This window comes from Legionella sp. km772, assembly GCF_003989735.1.
Classification (GTDB): Bacteria; Pseudomonadota; Gammaproteobacteria; order Legionellales; family Legionellaceae; genus Legionella.
In genome coordinates this window covers 1-13,995 of sequence record NZ_RZGQ01000005.1, presented here as the reverse complement: position 1 = coordinate 13,995, position 13,995 = coordinate 1, and the positions used below count along the sequence as shown (strand labels likewise).

The window sequence follows — 13,995 nt, the reverse complement described above, 5'->3', positions numbered from 1 at the left end:
GTTTATCCTTGATGTTTTGATTCCCAACCTAGTTTACTACGTAATGTATCATAATAGTGGTAGCCCGGGGGATGTAGCAAGCGGAGCTGATTATTATTTTTTTTAATCGCTACTTTTTGTCCTGGTTTGACCATGCGGGACTCATGTCCATCACAGCTTACCCGTAAATCATGTTCATTACATTTGCTAATATGTAATTCAATCTGTGCCTCGCCATCAATCACTAAGGGGCGGGAGCTTAAGCTATGGGAAAACATGGGGACTAGGACCACGGCATTTAGTTGTGGATGCATAATTGGCCCACCTGCTGACAAGGCATAGGCAGTAGAGCCTGTAGGGGTCGATAAGATAAGCCCATCAGAACGAAAATGACTAACTAATTGTTGGTTTACATGGACATCAAATTCAATAAGATGAGTTTCACGACCCCGCCCCAAAACAACATCGTTAAGGGCATCACCCTCAAAATAGGTGTGCTGATGATCATAAATAGTCGTTTTGAGCAGGAAGCGATGTTCTTCTTCATACTGACCTGCTAAAACCTCACTCAGTTGGGTTTCAAGATCTTGGGGTAAGATATCCGTTAAAAACCCCAGACGTCCACGATTAATGCCAATGACTGGTGTGTTTACTTTAATAGCCATTCGCGCAGCAGAAAGTAAACTACCATCACCGCCCACTACCACGATGAGGTCGTTTTGACTGCCCATTTTATCCCGCTCTAACACGGGTACTTGTAAAGCAAAACTTGCCGCAGTATCAATATCTTGGACGATAGCAAGTTTTCTTTTTTGCAGAAAATCTACCAAGCGATGTAAGCTTTCGCTTACATCTTGGTTGGCTCGATGCTGACGAGCATATAAAATAACGCGTTCAAAGGCTTGTTTCATAATGCTAATTATTCATCACTATTGGCAAGGCGTGAAGATTTTTTACGCTCGTGTTCTTTTAATTCTTTCTTACGTAAGCGAATGGATTTGGGAGTGACTTCTACTAACTCGTCATCATCAATAAACTCTAAAGCTTGCTCTAAAGTAAATTTCAGGGCAGGGGTTAAAATAATATTTTCATCTGTACCCGATGCGCGGATGTTAGTAAGTTGCTTCTCTTTCGTTACGTTAACAACTAAATCATTATCACGGGCGTGAATCCCTACAATCATCCCTTCATAGCAGACAGATTGAGGTTCTAAAAATAAGCGGCCGCGATCTTGTAAGTTAAATAAAGCAAAACCTCGGGCTGTACCGGAGCAATTAGCAATCATCACTCCGTTTAAGCGTTTGCCAATTCGTCCCTTAATCGCAGGGCCATAATGATCAAACACATGATACATGAGGCCCGTGCCCGAAGTAGAGGATAAGAATTCGTTATGAAAACCAATTAATCCGCGCGTTGGAATCATGTAATCTAATCGAACTCGACCTTTCCCATCTGGAACCATATCTTGCATTTCGCCACGGCGCTCACCGAGCTTTTCCATGATGGTGCCTTGATGGCTTTCTTCAACATCAATGGTTACTCGTTCATAAGGCTCTTCGCGCACACCATCGACTTCTTTAATAATAACTTCTGGTTTAGAAATAGCTAATTCGTACCCTTCACGACGCATGTTTTCAATTAAAATCGATAAATGCAATTCGCCCCGTCCAGAAACTTTAAATTTATCTGGATCTTCGCCTAATTCCACCTTCAGGGCCACGTTATGGAGTAATTCAGTATCCAAGCGTTCTTTAATTTTACGCGAGGTAACGTATTTCCCTTCCTGGCCTGCGAGGGGGGAGTCGTTTACTTGGAAGGTCATGCTAATTGTTGGCTCATCAACACTTAGAGCTGGGAGGGCCTCTACATTATTAGGATCACAAATGGTATCAGAAATATTGAGGGCTTCAATACCGGTAATTGCCACAATATCACCAGCACCAGCTTCGTCTACCTCAATACGCTCAAGCCCTTTAAAGCCTAATAATTGTAATAAACGTCCACTACGGATATTGCCGTCTTTATCAATGATTTTCACCGGTGATTTTGCTTTAATCCGGCCGCGGGTGATTCGTCCGATGCCAATTGTTCCTACATAAGAAGAATAATCTAGAGAACTAATTTGCATTTGGAAAGGACCTTCCTCATCGACATCAGGAGGGGAGACTCGCTCAACAATCGTTTGTAATAAAGCATCCATATTGCTGGCTTCTTCGTCTAAACTTAATTGGGCATACCCATTAAGCGCGGAGGCATAAACCACTGGAAAGTCTAGCTGAGTATCATTGGCGCCCAAATTATCAAATAAATCGAATACTTGATCGATAACCCAGTCAGGACGAGCCCCCGGTCTATCAATTTTATTGACTACAACAATTGGGTTTAACCCTTGGGCAAAGGCTTTTTGCGTAACAAAACGTGTTTGCGGCATAGGGCCATCGACGGCATCTACTAGCAATAGAACACAGTCAACCATGGATAGGATCCGCTCCACTTCGCCACCAAAGTCAGCATGCCCAGGGGTGTCAACGATATTAATTTGATAGCCATTCCAATAAACACAGGTATTTTTAGCTAAAATAGTAATGCCGCGCTCTTTTTCTAAGGCATTAGAGTCCATCATGCGTTCAACAGTTGGTGCTCTTTCGTTTAAGGTGCCGGTTTGTTGGAGTAACTTATCCACCAGTGTAGTTTTACCATGGTCAACGTGAGCGATAATGGCGATATTGCGAATCTTTTCAATCATAAATAACCTTTTATTGAAATAACAAGAAAATAAATTAAGAATAAAATGGGGCGTTTGTTCATAGATTTACCATTATACACGAATAGCCGGCTAAATCCTATCAGGTTTGTATTATTAAGGAATAATAACTAGGAAGAATCGAGGCGGAAAGGGAGCCGACTTTTTATTGTTAATAAAGCACTTAATCTATTGATGACAATAATTTGACGGCATAGGACCTTAATGTCAATAAATTGAGAATAGGGTAAACCAGATAGGTAGTTTTCTCTATTTTTAGCCGAGTAGCGACTATACTAATAATAAGTGATGTTGGTATGTGCCTTGCAAGATAAGTGGTGAGAAGTAAATAAGGGGGTATTTATGAAACAATTAATTTTACATCCCACTGATATTAGCCAATGGCATGCCTTAGTTAATGAGGCACAAGCGGCTACTCGGCTAGTTCTAAATGAAAACACGGAAAGTTATCTGGTTTTTCTGCTGATGCGCTTTTCTCAAGGTCCAAAACTTATTGAATCGATAGTTGCGCTGGATTTTCTAGAGTCCATGCGCAAATCACGCCTACATCAAGTCGAGTTATTGCGTGAAGTTGGCGACAAAAGTTTATTATTTTGCGGTTTATTCCCGGGAATGGCCCGAAAAAGACATGTAAGTTTGAATTATTTTTCTGATATGGGGCAAGCCGCCTATCTTTCTGTCGGCGAGTTGCATGCGAGTGAAACTGCAGACTTATATTTTCAATTAAGCGCGCAGTTTGTGAGTTTGCAGCAAATTTTACAAGCAATGAGGGGCGAGTTTTTTCAATTTTCCCAAGCGGATTCAGGGGTTTTATCTCCTCCTGATTTAACCCTTCAATAGTGGCGGTATTTTAGTCTAAACTTAGAGCTATAACTAGAAGAATAATAGATTTTAAGGGACTAGAACTAAATGACGATTAAAACACTGTTAGTAGCTTTATTGCTGAGCCTTCTTTCTCTTTGCTCTCAAGCAGCCCTTAATGTGGGGGTCCTTGTTTTTGACCCTCCCTATGTTTACTCTCCCAGCGAAGGGTTTGATATTGATTTAACGCGTGACATTTGCACGAGCTTAAAAACTGAATGTAATTTAGTGTTCATGAATTATCATGAATTTTTTCCTGCATTAGATACGGGAAAAATTGATTTTGCGATAGGGGGGATTTTTATTCAACCTAGCCCTAAATACATTTTTAGTTTGCCCTACATCGTAGGTTTAGGGCAATTTATGACTTTAAGAGGAAGCCCTTACCAAAAAATCGCCGATTTAAAAGGTACTACTATCGGTGTTATTAAAGGAAATCCTTCAGGAAGTCTCTTTATCACTTATCTGCAAAACAGCTACCCTGGTTTTAAAATAAATGAATACGATAGTATCAGTGATATTGTCACAGCATTAAATAATAAATCCATTTCAGCCGCTTTTATGCGCCGTTCTTCGGTGAAGTATTGGACGCAAAACTGTACTTTATTTGCAGAATTAGGGCCAATTGATGAGATTGGATTCGGGATTGGCATTATGTCAACACCGCAAAATGCTGCTTTAATAGAACGGATCAACCAGATCTTAATGGTTATGGAGCAAAATAACAGCTACTTAAACCTCTACAGCACTTATTTCTATAACCAATAAGTGAACGCGTCGCTATTTATTCCTGATAATATTTTTTTAAGTCATTATACGGGGGTCTAATATCGGCAATGCCTTGACCCTCTTTTAGGATGAGCATGCGATCGGCAATCTTACTTAAGAACTCTAGATCATGCGATGCGATAACCATGGTTAGCCCCATTGCCTTGGCGATGTTTAATACCTTAATAACCTCATCAATACTGACCAGATCTAATCCAGAAGTCGGTTCATCGCAGAGTAATAATGAGGGTTTCATCATCAAACTTCTGGCTAAGGCAACTCGCTGTTTTTGCCCTCCTGAGAGCTGATGAGGATAGGTGTTTAGTTTATCAGCAATACCTAAGTTGGCTAATAGTTGCTTTGCCTCTTGGCTATGATCCACTGCCTTATTATGAAGTTTGGGGGCGTAAGTTAAATTTTCTAAGACAGTCAGGTGAGGAAACAGTTGAAAATCTTGAAACATAAATCCACGTTTTGCTGGTCCCTGGATAAACCCCGAATCTAATGATTCCAAGCCCTGGATGCATCTTAGCAGGGTTGATTTTCCACTGCCTGAGTGCCCAGCCAGACCCAGAACTGTATTTTCTAATAAGGTTAGGCTGATATTTTTTAGCACTGGGAGGGCGTTAAAGGTTTTACTGGCGTCATTGATGATTAACATAATTTGCCCCTTCGTTCTATAGTTTTTCCTAAATATTCAATCAGCAAGACCAAAACATAGTAATAGCAAGCAGCAATACATAAAGGTAGAAAATAACTAAATTGCTCCGCTGCAATGGACTGGGCCTTACGCATTAAATCCATGCCGCCAATGGTCGATATCAAGGCAGTCTCTTTCAATAAGGCAATCATTTCATTAACAAGGGCGGGCAGGATATTCTTTATTACCTGGGGTAAAATGATATCTTTCCATAAATAGAATCTGGGGATTTGTAAGGTTTTGCCCGCTTCAAATTGCCCTTTAGGTAAGCTTTCAATGCCTGATCTAAGTATTTCTGCGATGTATGCCGAGCTATTGAAGCCAAAGGTTAAAATGCCAGCCGTTACAATATTAATTTTTAAACCGATTAAGGAAGGGGTTACGAAATAGACGAAGCTCAATTGCAAAATGAGAGGCGTCCCGCGCGTAAACGAAATGAACCGATCAATTATTCGGCGGGCAAAACCCTTGTAACGTGAAATAGCTAATAGGGTGCCGACAAGCAAGCCAATGAACATCCCTCCCAACATTAATTCTAAAGTCAAAATCGTTCCTTGACCGATATAGAAAAAATTTTGTTGTAAAGCGTGCATTTGATTTTAAATCCACTTTTTATTCATTTTTTGAATATAGTTGGATTTATCCCTTGATGTCAACTAAAAATGAATTTAAATTAAAAAAAACTGAATTTAAATTCATTTTATAGGGGGGGTTTACTAACCGAAATGCAAGAAGTTCAGGTCAAGCGTTTAACTTGACCATGACTAATGGTGAAAAAGCAGCGCAACATCGATTGAATCAAAACTATAGTGTTGATTACAAAAATCACAATTAATATCAATAAGGCCTTTTTCTTTGATTAAATCTTGAGCCTCCTGCTCACCAAGGATAGTGATTACTTGCTTCATTTTGTCTGGGGAGCAGCGGCATTGAAATTGCGTCGTGCGGGGCTCAAATAATCGCAAGTCGGTTTCGTTGTAGAGCCGGTACAACAGTGTCTCATTATCTAAATCTAGAAGCTCTTCCTCACTTACAGTCTGCCCTAATTGTACGGCGTATTCCCAGAACTGTTCTCTTTGTTGGGTGTCTTGTCCAGGCATTAATTGTAATAACATCCCGGCGGCCTTATCCTCATTTACTGCAAGCCATACACGGGTTGCTATCTGCTCTGATTGAGCAAAATAGTTCATTAAATTTTCGCTCATGGAGGTTGATTGAAGGGGAACTAGACTTTGATAATTTTGCGTTTGATTAGATTGATTGATGGTTAATCCCATTTGGCCTTGTAAAAAGGCTTGGGCATATTCTTCGATAGTGAGGGCATCAGTATAGCGAGCAAAAGCGCGGACATTGAGCTTATTATCACACTGAACTAGCAGCAAGGAAAGGCGAGAATCTCCTTGAAATTGTAAATTAAGGCTGCCTTCAAATTTAATGCTACTGGCCAAGAGTAAACAGGAAATAATGGCCTCGCCCAGCAAATTTTTAACCATCGGAGGGTAGTCACGTTGATTAATAATCGTTTTATAGGTTTGCTCAATGTGAACAACTTCCCCGCGAATATTAGCGTGTTCAAAAATAAATCGTTGTATAGTATCTGCCTGGTTCATTTAAAGCCTATTAGTATTGGGTCTGCTCAAAGTTAATGAACATTCTAGCACAAATCTGCTGAGTGGTTCCCGTTTTGACAAAAATTACAAAAAATGAGGAACTTAGTTTTTGGGCTGTCTTTAATTTGCCAAAATAATGCGTTTCTCCTTGAGAAAACGAAAATTTGAACTACGCTTAAATATATTCCCTAGGTAAAGAATTACAAAGAAGAAGAGGATACTATCATGAAAAAGCACGACATACTTGAACCCTTATTTAAGAAAATTGATAAAGTTTTCTTTGGTTTCGAAGAAATTAATGAAATTGAAAAAAAACCTGAATTTATCGAAAGCGATAATGATGAGGAGTTTGATGTTCAACGCTCCACCAACTAAGTAACCCCCTTTGTTCCCGTAACAGGCATTGGAACTATTACGGGACAGTAGCCTAGAAAATAAGCCGATACTCTTCACTGGATATAAATACAAAGTAAAAGTTGCGTCAGTACTTTGACTAAGTAATAATCCCCTCTTTTGCCTTGAGATTAAACGATGTTAAATAGTCAACAAATGGCCGCAGTACATTATATCGATGGGCCCTTGTTGGTTCTTGCAGGAGCAGGAAGCGGTAAAACGCGAGTGATTACTCAGAAAATAGCGTATTTAATAAACCAATGCGGTTATATTCCTTCTTCGGTATTTGCGGTCACGTTCACCAATAAAGCGGCTAATGAAATGAGAGCGCGGATTGCCTCGTTCTTACCTGCATCCCAACGCCGTGGTTTAAAGGTGGCTACTTTTCATACCTTAGGTTTAAGTATGATAAAACGTCATTTAGCCTTATGTGGTTTGAAATCTGGTTTTTCTATTTTTGATAGTGAAGACAGCTTACAGATTATCCGCGGTTTTTTACCGGCTAATAAGGCCAATGAGCGTGAGCTATTGTTTCAAATTCAGCAACATATTTCTCGTTGGAAAAATGATTTATTAGGTCCTGAGACCGTCATGACGATGAATGCCAATGCACCTTTATTTGAAGAGGCTGCCTTATTATATCCTCGTTACCAGTTAGCCCTGAAGGCTTATAATGCCGTTGACTTTGACGATCTGATTCGCTTGCCGGTGGCCTTATTAACTGAACACCCAGAGGTCCTGGAGTATTGGCAAAATAAAGTACGCCACTTGTTGGTTGATGAATACCAGGACTCTAATACGAGTCAGTATCTCTTAGTAAAAAAATTAGTAGGGGTGCGTGCCCATTTTACCGTAGTGGGTGATGATGATCAGTCTATTTATGCTTGGCGTGGGGCAAAACCAGAAAATTTAGCGCAATTACAAACAGATTACCCCCGCCTCAAAATAATTAAACTCGAGCAAAACTACCGTTCTACGGCCAGAATTTTACATGCCGCCAATCACTTAATCGCCAATAATGCCCATTTATTCGAAAAGAAATTATGGAGCGAGTTAGGCCATGGCGAATTATTACGTGTCTTGTGTTGTAAGGATGAACAAGATGAAGCCGAACGCGTAGTCACTGATTTAATCAGCCACAAAATGCGCGGGCAAGTTCAATACGGTGATTATGCCATTTTATACCGCGGCAATCACCAATCCCGTATTTTTGAGAAGGTATTAAGAAATTATGGCATTGCCTATCGGATAAGCGGTGGACAATCTTGGTTTGCTAAAACTGAAATAAAAGATGTGTTCGCGTATTTAAAGTTGCTGTGCAATGAAGCTGACGATGCTGCCTTTTTGCGCGTAATCAATACGCCTAAACGTGGTATTGGTGAACAAACCTTAGATGCCTTAGGCCACTACGCGCAAAAAAGAGGGCTGAGCTTATATGCGGCGGCTGATCATCTAGCCTTGACTGAGCTCTTAGGCGAAAAACCGCGGCAAGCTTTGCAAACCTTTAAATCATGGTTTGAACGGGTTAAACAACATACCGCCACCGGGCTTTCTATTAGTGAAACTTTAAAACAAATGGTGGAAGACAGTGGTTATGAAGCTTATATTTATGAGCAAACTGATACGCCTGCTAAAGCGCAAAAAAAAATGGATAATGTTTGGGAGCTCATTGATTGGGTCGCTCGTTTATTGACTAAGGAGCCAGAAAAAACCTTAGCCGAGATAATTAATAAATTGATTTTAATTGATATCTTAGAGCAAGCAGATGAGCCCGATAAAGAAACCGTTCAGTTACTCACTTTACATGCCTCTAAAGGATTAGAGTTCCCCTATGTTTATTTAGTTGGCATGGAAGAAGAGCTTTTACCTCATCGTGTAAGTATTGATGAGGATCACATAGAAGAGGAGCGACGGCTTGCCTATGTGGGGATAACGAGAGCACAAAAAGGCTTGTGCTTTACCTTAGCAAAACAACGACGTCGAGCTGGGGAATTAAACGACTGCCTTCCTAGCCGTTTCTTAGAAGAACTTCCGCAAGAAAGCTTAGAATGGTTTGGGAAGACTGGTGAGCGCAATGAAGAGCAATCGAAGAAGCTCGCCCAATCCCATTTATCGGGTTTGAAAAGTTTATTGGGTGAAGGGAAAACTTAAGTTAAGAAACTACGACGTGGATACGAAGCCTGCAGAACTGCTCCAGGCTCCGTCGCTAATTTTAGTAACTAGGGATTGCAAGGGATGCAAAACTCTTCATTCTCTTTCTCTGTACCTGGCCGCGAGGTGAGATTCCTACTAGCGACACGAGGGTTCCACATGGTCGGAGCACCTTTAGGTCCTTTATTTTTGGTTCCTACCCGCTCGGGTAATTCCTCTATAAAGGATTGAGTACTAGTTTGCTCTTCAAGGGCAAAAAGACGATGTTTATTATACACGGCATTCTTTTTTTCTTGTCTTAAGGTTTTGCCTAATAATTGTGGTTCTTGTAGTACCTTGGTTTTTAATGCGTCAAGACTGGTGATTTTTTCTTGCGCCAATTCACGGTTTACTGAGGCTTGCGCAAGTTTTTTACTTTGCTTATCAATCAACGTAACCGTATGTTCTACCTGCCATGCCCATGAGGGGCGGGTGCTTAATGCGGGATTAACATTTTCTTCTTGGGGAATACCGCGTTGTTTACTCCAGGCTTGAGCAAAACTGAGGGTGCGTTTGGTGGCTGCTTCCTCGTTGTTGTTGCTTTGATTCCACTTACTGGCTAAAGAGTCCCAAGCGGCAGCTAAAGCATAGATAGGGGCGGAAATAGTTTGGATAAACCAAGTAGGGATATCCACGCCATGAGCATGTTCAGAGCCAGATTCCACCCGTTCTTGCAGTAGTTTTTTTAGTTCAAATTGGTGGACGTGGCCAGGAATATTCTGATGTCCACATTGTTCGGCAGAAGAGCCGCCTATAAAGTAATGCGCATCTTCAAAACCCTCGCTAATAATAGCCACTAAGGCTGCAACAATTTGGGGAACACCTGGCATGCGATCTGAAGTAAGCGCGATACTCACCAGATGGCCGAAGAAAAATAAGATACGTAAGGGCGTGATGGTTAGTTTTAATAACAAACGAAAGGGATTAAGCATCTGTAGCCAATTTTCTGTATCCAGGAGGTTTTGCCATCCCTTCGCAAGCGCATCATAAACATTTTGAAAAACACTTTTTTCACTGCGCAGTGCCTCGTCAACCATCTCTAATGATTCCGCTGAGTTTTGAATATTAAATACTATTGCAGAAGCACCTGTAATGATGGGATTAATGACGCCCATGATAAAACTAGGCATTTTTCGCATCCAATCAAATAAAGGACGAGCATTAGTAGCAATAGTCCACCAAGTTCCTGCCGTACATACAGTCAGGGCAACTGCTAAGGTTGCAAGAAAAGTGGCGGTAACGGCCATAAAGAAATTACGCGGAGTCAATCCTTGCATTAAATCGGCTTTTAATTTGTTATACCATTTAACAACGGTATTATTATTAATTAAATCGGTGATAGCATTGTAAGTCAGTAAGCCATAAGCCGCACCGGCAACGGTTGCTAGGGGAAGAATAATCAGGGGCCAGACGGTAAATGGAATCGTTGCAAAGAAGGGGATGGCGCTGAATGCTTCAACCATTAAATAAGTGCTGCCAAGCCCCATAAATAACGCGGCAAGTGCACTGAAGCCTTTTACTATATTGAAACGCGAGCCGCGCTGGCTAATCTTTTCTTGCCATTCTTTTTGGCTGTGCTCCGCTAACCATTTTTGCAATTCTAAGGCATAAGGTGTTGCCTTATCATCAGGAGTTTTTGTAAATAATTGCTGAGCGAACCAATGCTCCATATCCTTTAGGGTTCTGGCAATTTGTTTTCTTCTTTGTTTGCTTTCTTGATTTAATTCTTTATGTTCATACTGAGCAAGTAGTAACAGCTGGGCTTTATAATCCCGGAAAAACTGGGGACAATCTGCTTGCTCGGTATTGTCGGGGAAATGAGTGAGCAAATATTCTTTGGCGAGGTAATTTTCTAAATAATTATTTTTAAATAATTTAGTCAAAGCCCCCTTAATATTTTGTAAATAAATTTCGCCTTCGTAGGCTACTGATAAAAAGAAGGTGCCGAACGCCAAAGGTAACACCGGCAAGAGGGCATACATGCCACTAAAGCTTAAAAAACCTAAAATCAGGCTGGCTCCCGTGGTAAGTAAGCTTAGCACCAGGTAATAAGGTATCTTTTTTAAGTTCACAGGTATATTTTTTGTCTTCATTGTAGTATATTTGCCCACGCTGAGGTATGGAAGTTAAAACTTTATCTCAAATGAAAATGATTATCAATACCAATCAGCTCAAAAAAAGCACATTCATCGTTTTGGATTTAAATAAATACAAGGCAATCAGAGAAAATGGGTGAATAATTTCAAGGTACTTGCATGTTTTTCTTCATCATGTACTATCGTTGTTGATTAATTTATTACTTAGGAGAGGAAATGCGTTTGAATCAATGGATAGCTTTTATTTCTACTGGTCTTTTACTGGCTGGTAATTCAATTTCAGCTGGTGCTCCCCCTGTGTATGAGCAGTTGCAAGTTCCTCAATGCCTCGCTGCAAAAATAAAAACGTCTCATTCTGTCTTAGCCGAGAATAAGCAATTTAAAATTATTAATATGCCTGCTGCTGATCTGGAAAAATTAATTGCATTGGCGGATCAGGAACACTGCGGACACTTCATTAATGTAAGCCATAAGTTAAAGAAATCAGGATTGGCTAGTTCCAAAGCAGCACAAAGGTTATTACAGCGTGGAACGGTAAAACCAGCCAACTTTGCCGTTGAAAATACCAAGCAGGCTGATAAACCAGTTTATGAAATTAAACATTCAGAAGAAGTCAATGCGGCTTTAAAAGAGGTGGTAGCTGATAATATTTGGGACACCTTGACTCATCTCACCACGTACCATAACCGTTCTGCTACTAAAGCCACCGGTGTTGAAACCGCACATTGGCTGAAAAAACAATTCGAAAAAATGGCCAGCGAAGCGGGCCGTACAGATACTGATACTTTTTTTGTTAAAACAGGCTGGTACATCCAACCTTCTTTAGTTACCGTTATTGGTAAGGATATTGATGCACCTGCAATTGTCCTGGGTGCTCATATGGATACTCTCGATGGTAAGATGCCTGGTGCAGGTGATGATGGTAGTGGTTCATCAAGCTTAATGGAAGCGGCGCGTATTCTCTTATCATCAAAAGCAGCATTAAAACGCCCGATTTACATTATTTGGTATGCTGCTGAAGAACGAGGCTTAGTGGGATCGCAATATGTAGTCGAAGACTTCCAAGCTAAAGAAATTAAAGTTAAAGCCGCTTTACAATTAGATATGACGGGCTATCGCGTCGAGGCAAACGATCCAACCATGTGGGTATTTACTGATTATACCGACAAAGGCTTAAATAATTATGTAGCCAAATTGATTGATACCTACGTCCACGTCCCAGTAGATTATTCTAAATGTGGCTATGGCTGCAGTGATCATGCGTCTTGGACTGATATAGGTGTACCCGCTGCGTTTCCATGTGAGTCAAATTTTGAGGAGCATAACCCCTATATTCATAGCTCTGCGGATACTATGGAGAAATTAAGCCTGGAGCATATGACTAATTTTTCAAAATTAGCAATTGCTTTTGCGATTGAACTTGCTTCTGAATAAGTTCTCTTTTTAATGCACCTTTTTACCAAGGTGCATCACCCCCTTTCTTTTAGACCTATTCTAGTTAACCCTATTTTTCTTGGCTCATTCAGCGATTTATTGCCCTGCATACCGCGTTTTGCTAGATATTTAGCTCAGCGTACATTGTGCTTGCACTGTATAGCCACCAATATTGGTAATTCGAGCACTGGCATAAGCATTGGCGCTAATAGGAATATATTGAGTATTGTAGATGTTTTCGAACAGAGTTTGTCCTGGGGTTATGCTGTTTCCATTGAACATTCCAGCGCCACTTAGCATATAAATTGAAATGCTGTTAACCACGTTAGAGACAGCATTAATTAAGCAATAAGACGAAATAGGGCGGTTTAAGGTGTTTTTTAAAACGATGGTTTCATTCGGTGCTAGTTTATAAGTGGTAAATGCCTGGGCATTAGGGTGAAATAGAACAATTATAAGTAAGGCTAAAAGACAGTTCCTGGTTTTATTAAGCATTGGTGGTTCATCCGAATTGTTTTGCAGCTAATTTCGCACTCTAGCCCTAAAAAATTAAATTTGCAATCGCTCGCTCTACCTAGGAGCGAGCTTAAAAAAAATGGGTTTCACTCTGAGCTTGGTTTAAGATTGATCGAAAAGTCCTCTTTGAGGAATAGCTAAAATAAAAGTTGCCCCTTGATTTAAACCGTCTGACCTAGCAGTAATTGAGCCGCCTAATTCTTTAGCAATCAATGCGCAACTATGTATTCCATAGCCATGACCATTAGTTTTGGTAGTGAATCCAAAAGAAAAAATTTTATCTAAATGTTCTTTGCTAATGCCTATTCCATTATCTCGGATGCTTAGACGGATGAGATTTTTTTCATCCTCCTCTAAGGTGATGATCATTCGCTTTTCTTGCTCATCACCTGCAATTAGGGCCTCAATAGCATTCTTTACCACATTAATTAAAATCTGGAACAATTTAGATTTAACCACCGCGATGGGTGGGAGTTGCTGATAGCGGCGCTCAACCTTAATATTGTATTGTTCGATGCTGGTTTGTTGGAGATTTAAAGCATCTTCAATTAGCTCAGAAAGTGCTTAGCTAGGTCCGGGGATCTGGAACAAAATTCAGGAAAAATAAGAGCTATTCCCGGTTTGTTAGTTCATTCACCTTACTCTCAGAATGGCTTATCCACAAGTCCATAGGCCAGGAGAGCT

Annotated in this window: 13 protein-coding genes; 5 read left to right on the top strand and 8 right to left on the bottom strand. The window is 40.5% G+C overall.

Annotated features, from left to right (window positions below; all coding sequences use genetic code 11):
• Positions 1 to 2 precede the first annotated feature (2 nt).
• Both ELY15_RS01265 and typA read right to left on the bottom strand, forming a co-directional pair.
• Positions 3 to 890 (bottom strand): NAD(+) kinase, encoded by an 888-nt coding sequence (locus ELY15_RS01265; RefSeq protein WP_127097846.1) that lies wholly within the window; start codon positions 888 to 890, stop codon positions 3 to 5.
• 8 nt (positions 891 to 898) lie between these two features.
• Entirely contained in the window at positions 899 to 2,725 is a 1,827-nt protein-coding gene (typA, locus tag ELY15_RS01260; protein ID WP_127097845.1) for a translational GTPase TypA, read from the bottom strand.
• A 360-nt stretch (positions 2,726 to 3,085) separates the two neighbouring features.
• On the opposite strand from typA, the gene ELY15_RS01255 reads away from it, so the two are divergent.
• On the top strand, positions 3,086 to 3,583 hold the full coding sequence (locus ELY15_RS01255) for a hypothetical protein (RefSeq protein WP_127097844.1): 498 nt from the start codon (positions 3,086 to 3,088) through the stop codon (positions 3,581 to 3,583).
• A gap of 69 nt (positions 3,584 to 3,652) precedes the next feature.
• Positions 3,653 to 4,372, top strand: coding sequence for a transporter substrate-binding domain-containing protein (locus ELY15_RS01250; protein WP_127097843.1), 720 nt, complete (start codon positions 3,653 to 3,655; stop codon positions 4,370 to 4,372).
• A gap of 16 nt (positions 4,373 to 4,388) precedes the next feature.
• Here the strand turns inward: ELY15_RS01250 and ELY15_RS01245 are convergent, their stop codons facing one another.
• The 3 genes from ELY15_RS01245 to hslO form a co-directional block, all read right to left on the bottom strand.
• Complete coding sequence (locus tag ELY15_RS01245) at positions 4,389 to 5,033, bottom strand: amino acid ABC transporter ATP-binding protein (protein ID WP_127097842.1); 645 nt, start codon at positions 5,031 to 5,033, stop codon at positions 4,389 to 4,391.
• The gene (locus ELY15_RS01240; RefSeq protein ID WP_127097841.1) at positions 5,027 to 5,665 is read right to left on the bottom strand and encodes an amino acid ABC transporter permease; all 639 of its coding nucleotides are present in this window, start codon (positions 5,663 to 5,665) and stop codon (positions 5,027 to 5,029) included. Before ELY15_RS01240 ends, ELY15_RS01245 begins: the two co-directional genes overlap by 7 nt.
• Before the next feature lie 171 nt (positions 5,666 to 5,836).
• Positions 5,837 to 6,682, bottom strand: a complete 846-nt coding sequence (gene hslO, locus ELY15_RS01235; RefSeq protein WP_127097840.1) for an Hsp33 family molecular chaperone HslO — start codon at positions 6,680 to 6,682, stop codon at positions 5,837 to 5,839.
• Positions 6,683 to 6,907: 225 nt separating this feature from the next.
• Between hslO and ELY15_RS16350 the strand changes: the two genes are divergently transcribed.
• Positions 6,908 to 7,057: a hypothetical protein gene (locus tag ELY15_RS16350; RefSeq protein WP_199744138.1), complete on the top strand. Its 150-nt coding sequence runs from the start codon at positions 6,908 to 6,910 to the stop codon at positions 7,055 to 7,057.
• 156 nt (positions 7,058 to 7,213) lie between these two features.
• Complete coding sequence (locus ELY15_RS01230; RefSeq protein WP_127097839.1) at positions 7,214 to 9,226, top strand: UvrD-helicase domain-containing protein; 2,013 nt, start codon at positions 7,214 to 7,216, stop codon at positions 9,224 to 9,226.
• 68 nt (positions 9,227 to 9,294) lie between these two features.
• Here the strand turns inward: ELY15_RS01230 and ELY15_RS01225 are convergent, their stop codons facing one another.
• Positions 9,295 to 11,358: a hypothetical protein gene (locus tag ELY15_RS01225; protein WP_305033551.1), complete on the bottom strand. Its 2,064-nt coding sequence runs from the start codon at positions 11,356 to 11,358 to the stop codon at positions 9,295 to 9,297.
• Between the two features lie 219 nt (positions 11,359 to 11,577).
• On the opposite strand from ELY15_RS01225, the gene lapA reads away from it, so the two are divergent.
• Complete coding sequence (gene lapA, locus ELY15_RS01220; protein WP_127097838.1) at positions 11,578 to 12,795, top strand: aminopeptidase LapA; 1,218 nt, start codon at positions 11,578 to 11,580, stop codon at positions 12,793 to 12,795.
• Positions 12,796 to 12,924: 129 nt separating this feature from the next.
• On the opposite strand, the gene ELY15_RS01215 is transcribed toward lapA, so the two are convergent.
• Entirely contained in the window at positions 12,925 to 13,290 is a 366-nt protein-coding gene (locus ELY15_RS01215) for a hypothetical protein (protein WP_127097837.1), read from the bottom strand.
• Positions 13,291 to 13,413: 123 nt separating this feature from the next.
• Positions 13,414 to 13,755, bottom strand: coding sequence for an ATP-binding protein (locus ELY15_RS01210; protein WP_158617393.1), 342 nt, complete (start codon positions 13,753 to 13,755; stop codon positions 13,414 to 13,416).
• Between the last annotated feature and the right edge of the window lie 240 nt (positions 13,756 to 13,995).

What these genes read in the sequence shown, in the direction of transcription:
- ELY15_RS01250 (WP_127097843.1), top strand. Translation starts at nt 3,653, where the DNA reads ATGACGATTAAAACACTGTTAGTAGCTTTATTGCTGAGCCTTCTTTCT.
- ELY15_RS01225 (WP_305033551.1), bottom strand. Translation starts at nt 11,358, where the DNA reads ATGAAGACAAAAAATATACCTGTGAACTTAAAAAAGATACCTTATTAC.
- ELY15_RS01215 (WP_127097837.1), bottom strand. Translation starts at nt 13,290, where the DNA reads ATGCTTAATAAAACCAGGAACTGTCTTTTAGCCTTACTTATAATTGTT.
- ELY15_RS16350 (WP_199744138.1), top strand. Translation starts at nt 6,908, where the DNA reads ATGAAAAAGCACGACATACTTGAACCCTTATTTAAGAAAATTGATAAA.
- ELY15_RS01255 (WP_127097844.1), top strand. Translation starts at nt 3,086, where the DNA reads ATGAAACAATTAATTTTACATCCCACTGATATTAGCCAATGGCATGCC.
- ELY15_RS01240 (WP_127097841.1), bottom strand. Translation starts at nt 5,665, where the DNA reads ATGCACGCTTTACAACAAAATTTTTTCTATATCGGTCAAGGAACGATT.
- typA (WP_127097845.1), bottom strand. Translation starts at nt 2,725, where the DNA reads ATGATTGAAAAGATTCGCAATATCGCCATTATCGCTCACGTTGACCAT.
- ELY15_RS01230 (WP_127097839.1), top strand. Translation starts at nt 7,214, where the DNA reads ATGTTAAATAGTCAACAAATGGCCGCAGTACATTATATCGATGGGCCC.
- lapA (WP_127097838.1), top strand. Translation starts at nt 11,578, where the DNA reads ATGCGTTTGAATCAATGGATAGCTTTTATTTCTACTGGTCTTTTACTG.
- ELY15_RS01245 (WP_127097842.1), bottom strand. Translation starts at nt 5,033, where the DNA reads ATGTTAATCATCAATGACGCCAGTAAAACCTTTAACGCCCTCCCAGTG.
- hslO (WP_127097840.1), bottom strand. Translation starts at nt 6,682, where the DNA reads ATGAACCAGGCAGATACTATACAACGATTTATTTTTGAACACGCTAAT.
- ELY15_RS01265 (WP_127097846.1), bottom strand. Translation starts at nt 890, where the DNA reads ATGAAACAAGCCTTTGAACGCGTTATTTTATATGCTCGTCAGCATCGA.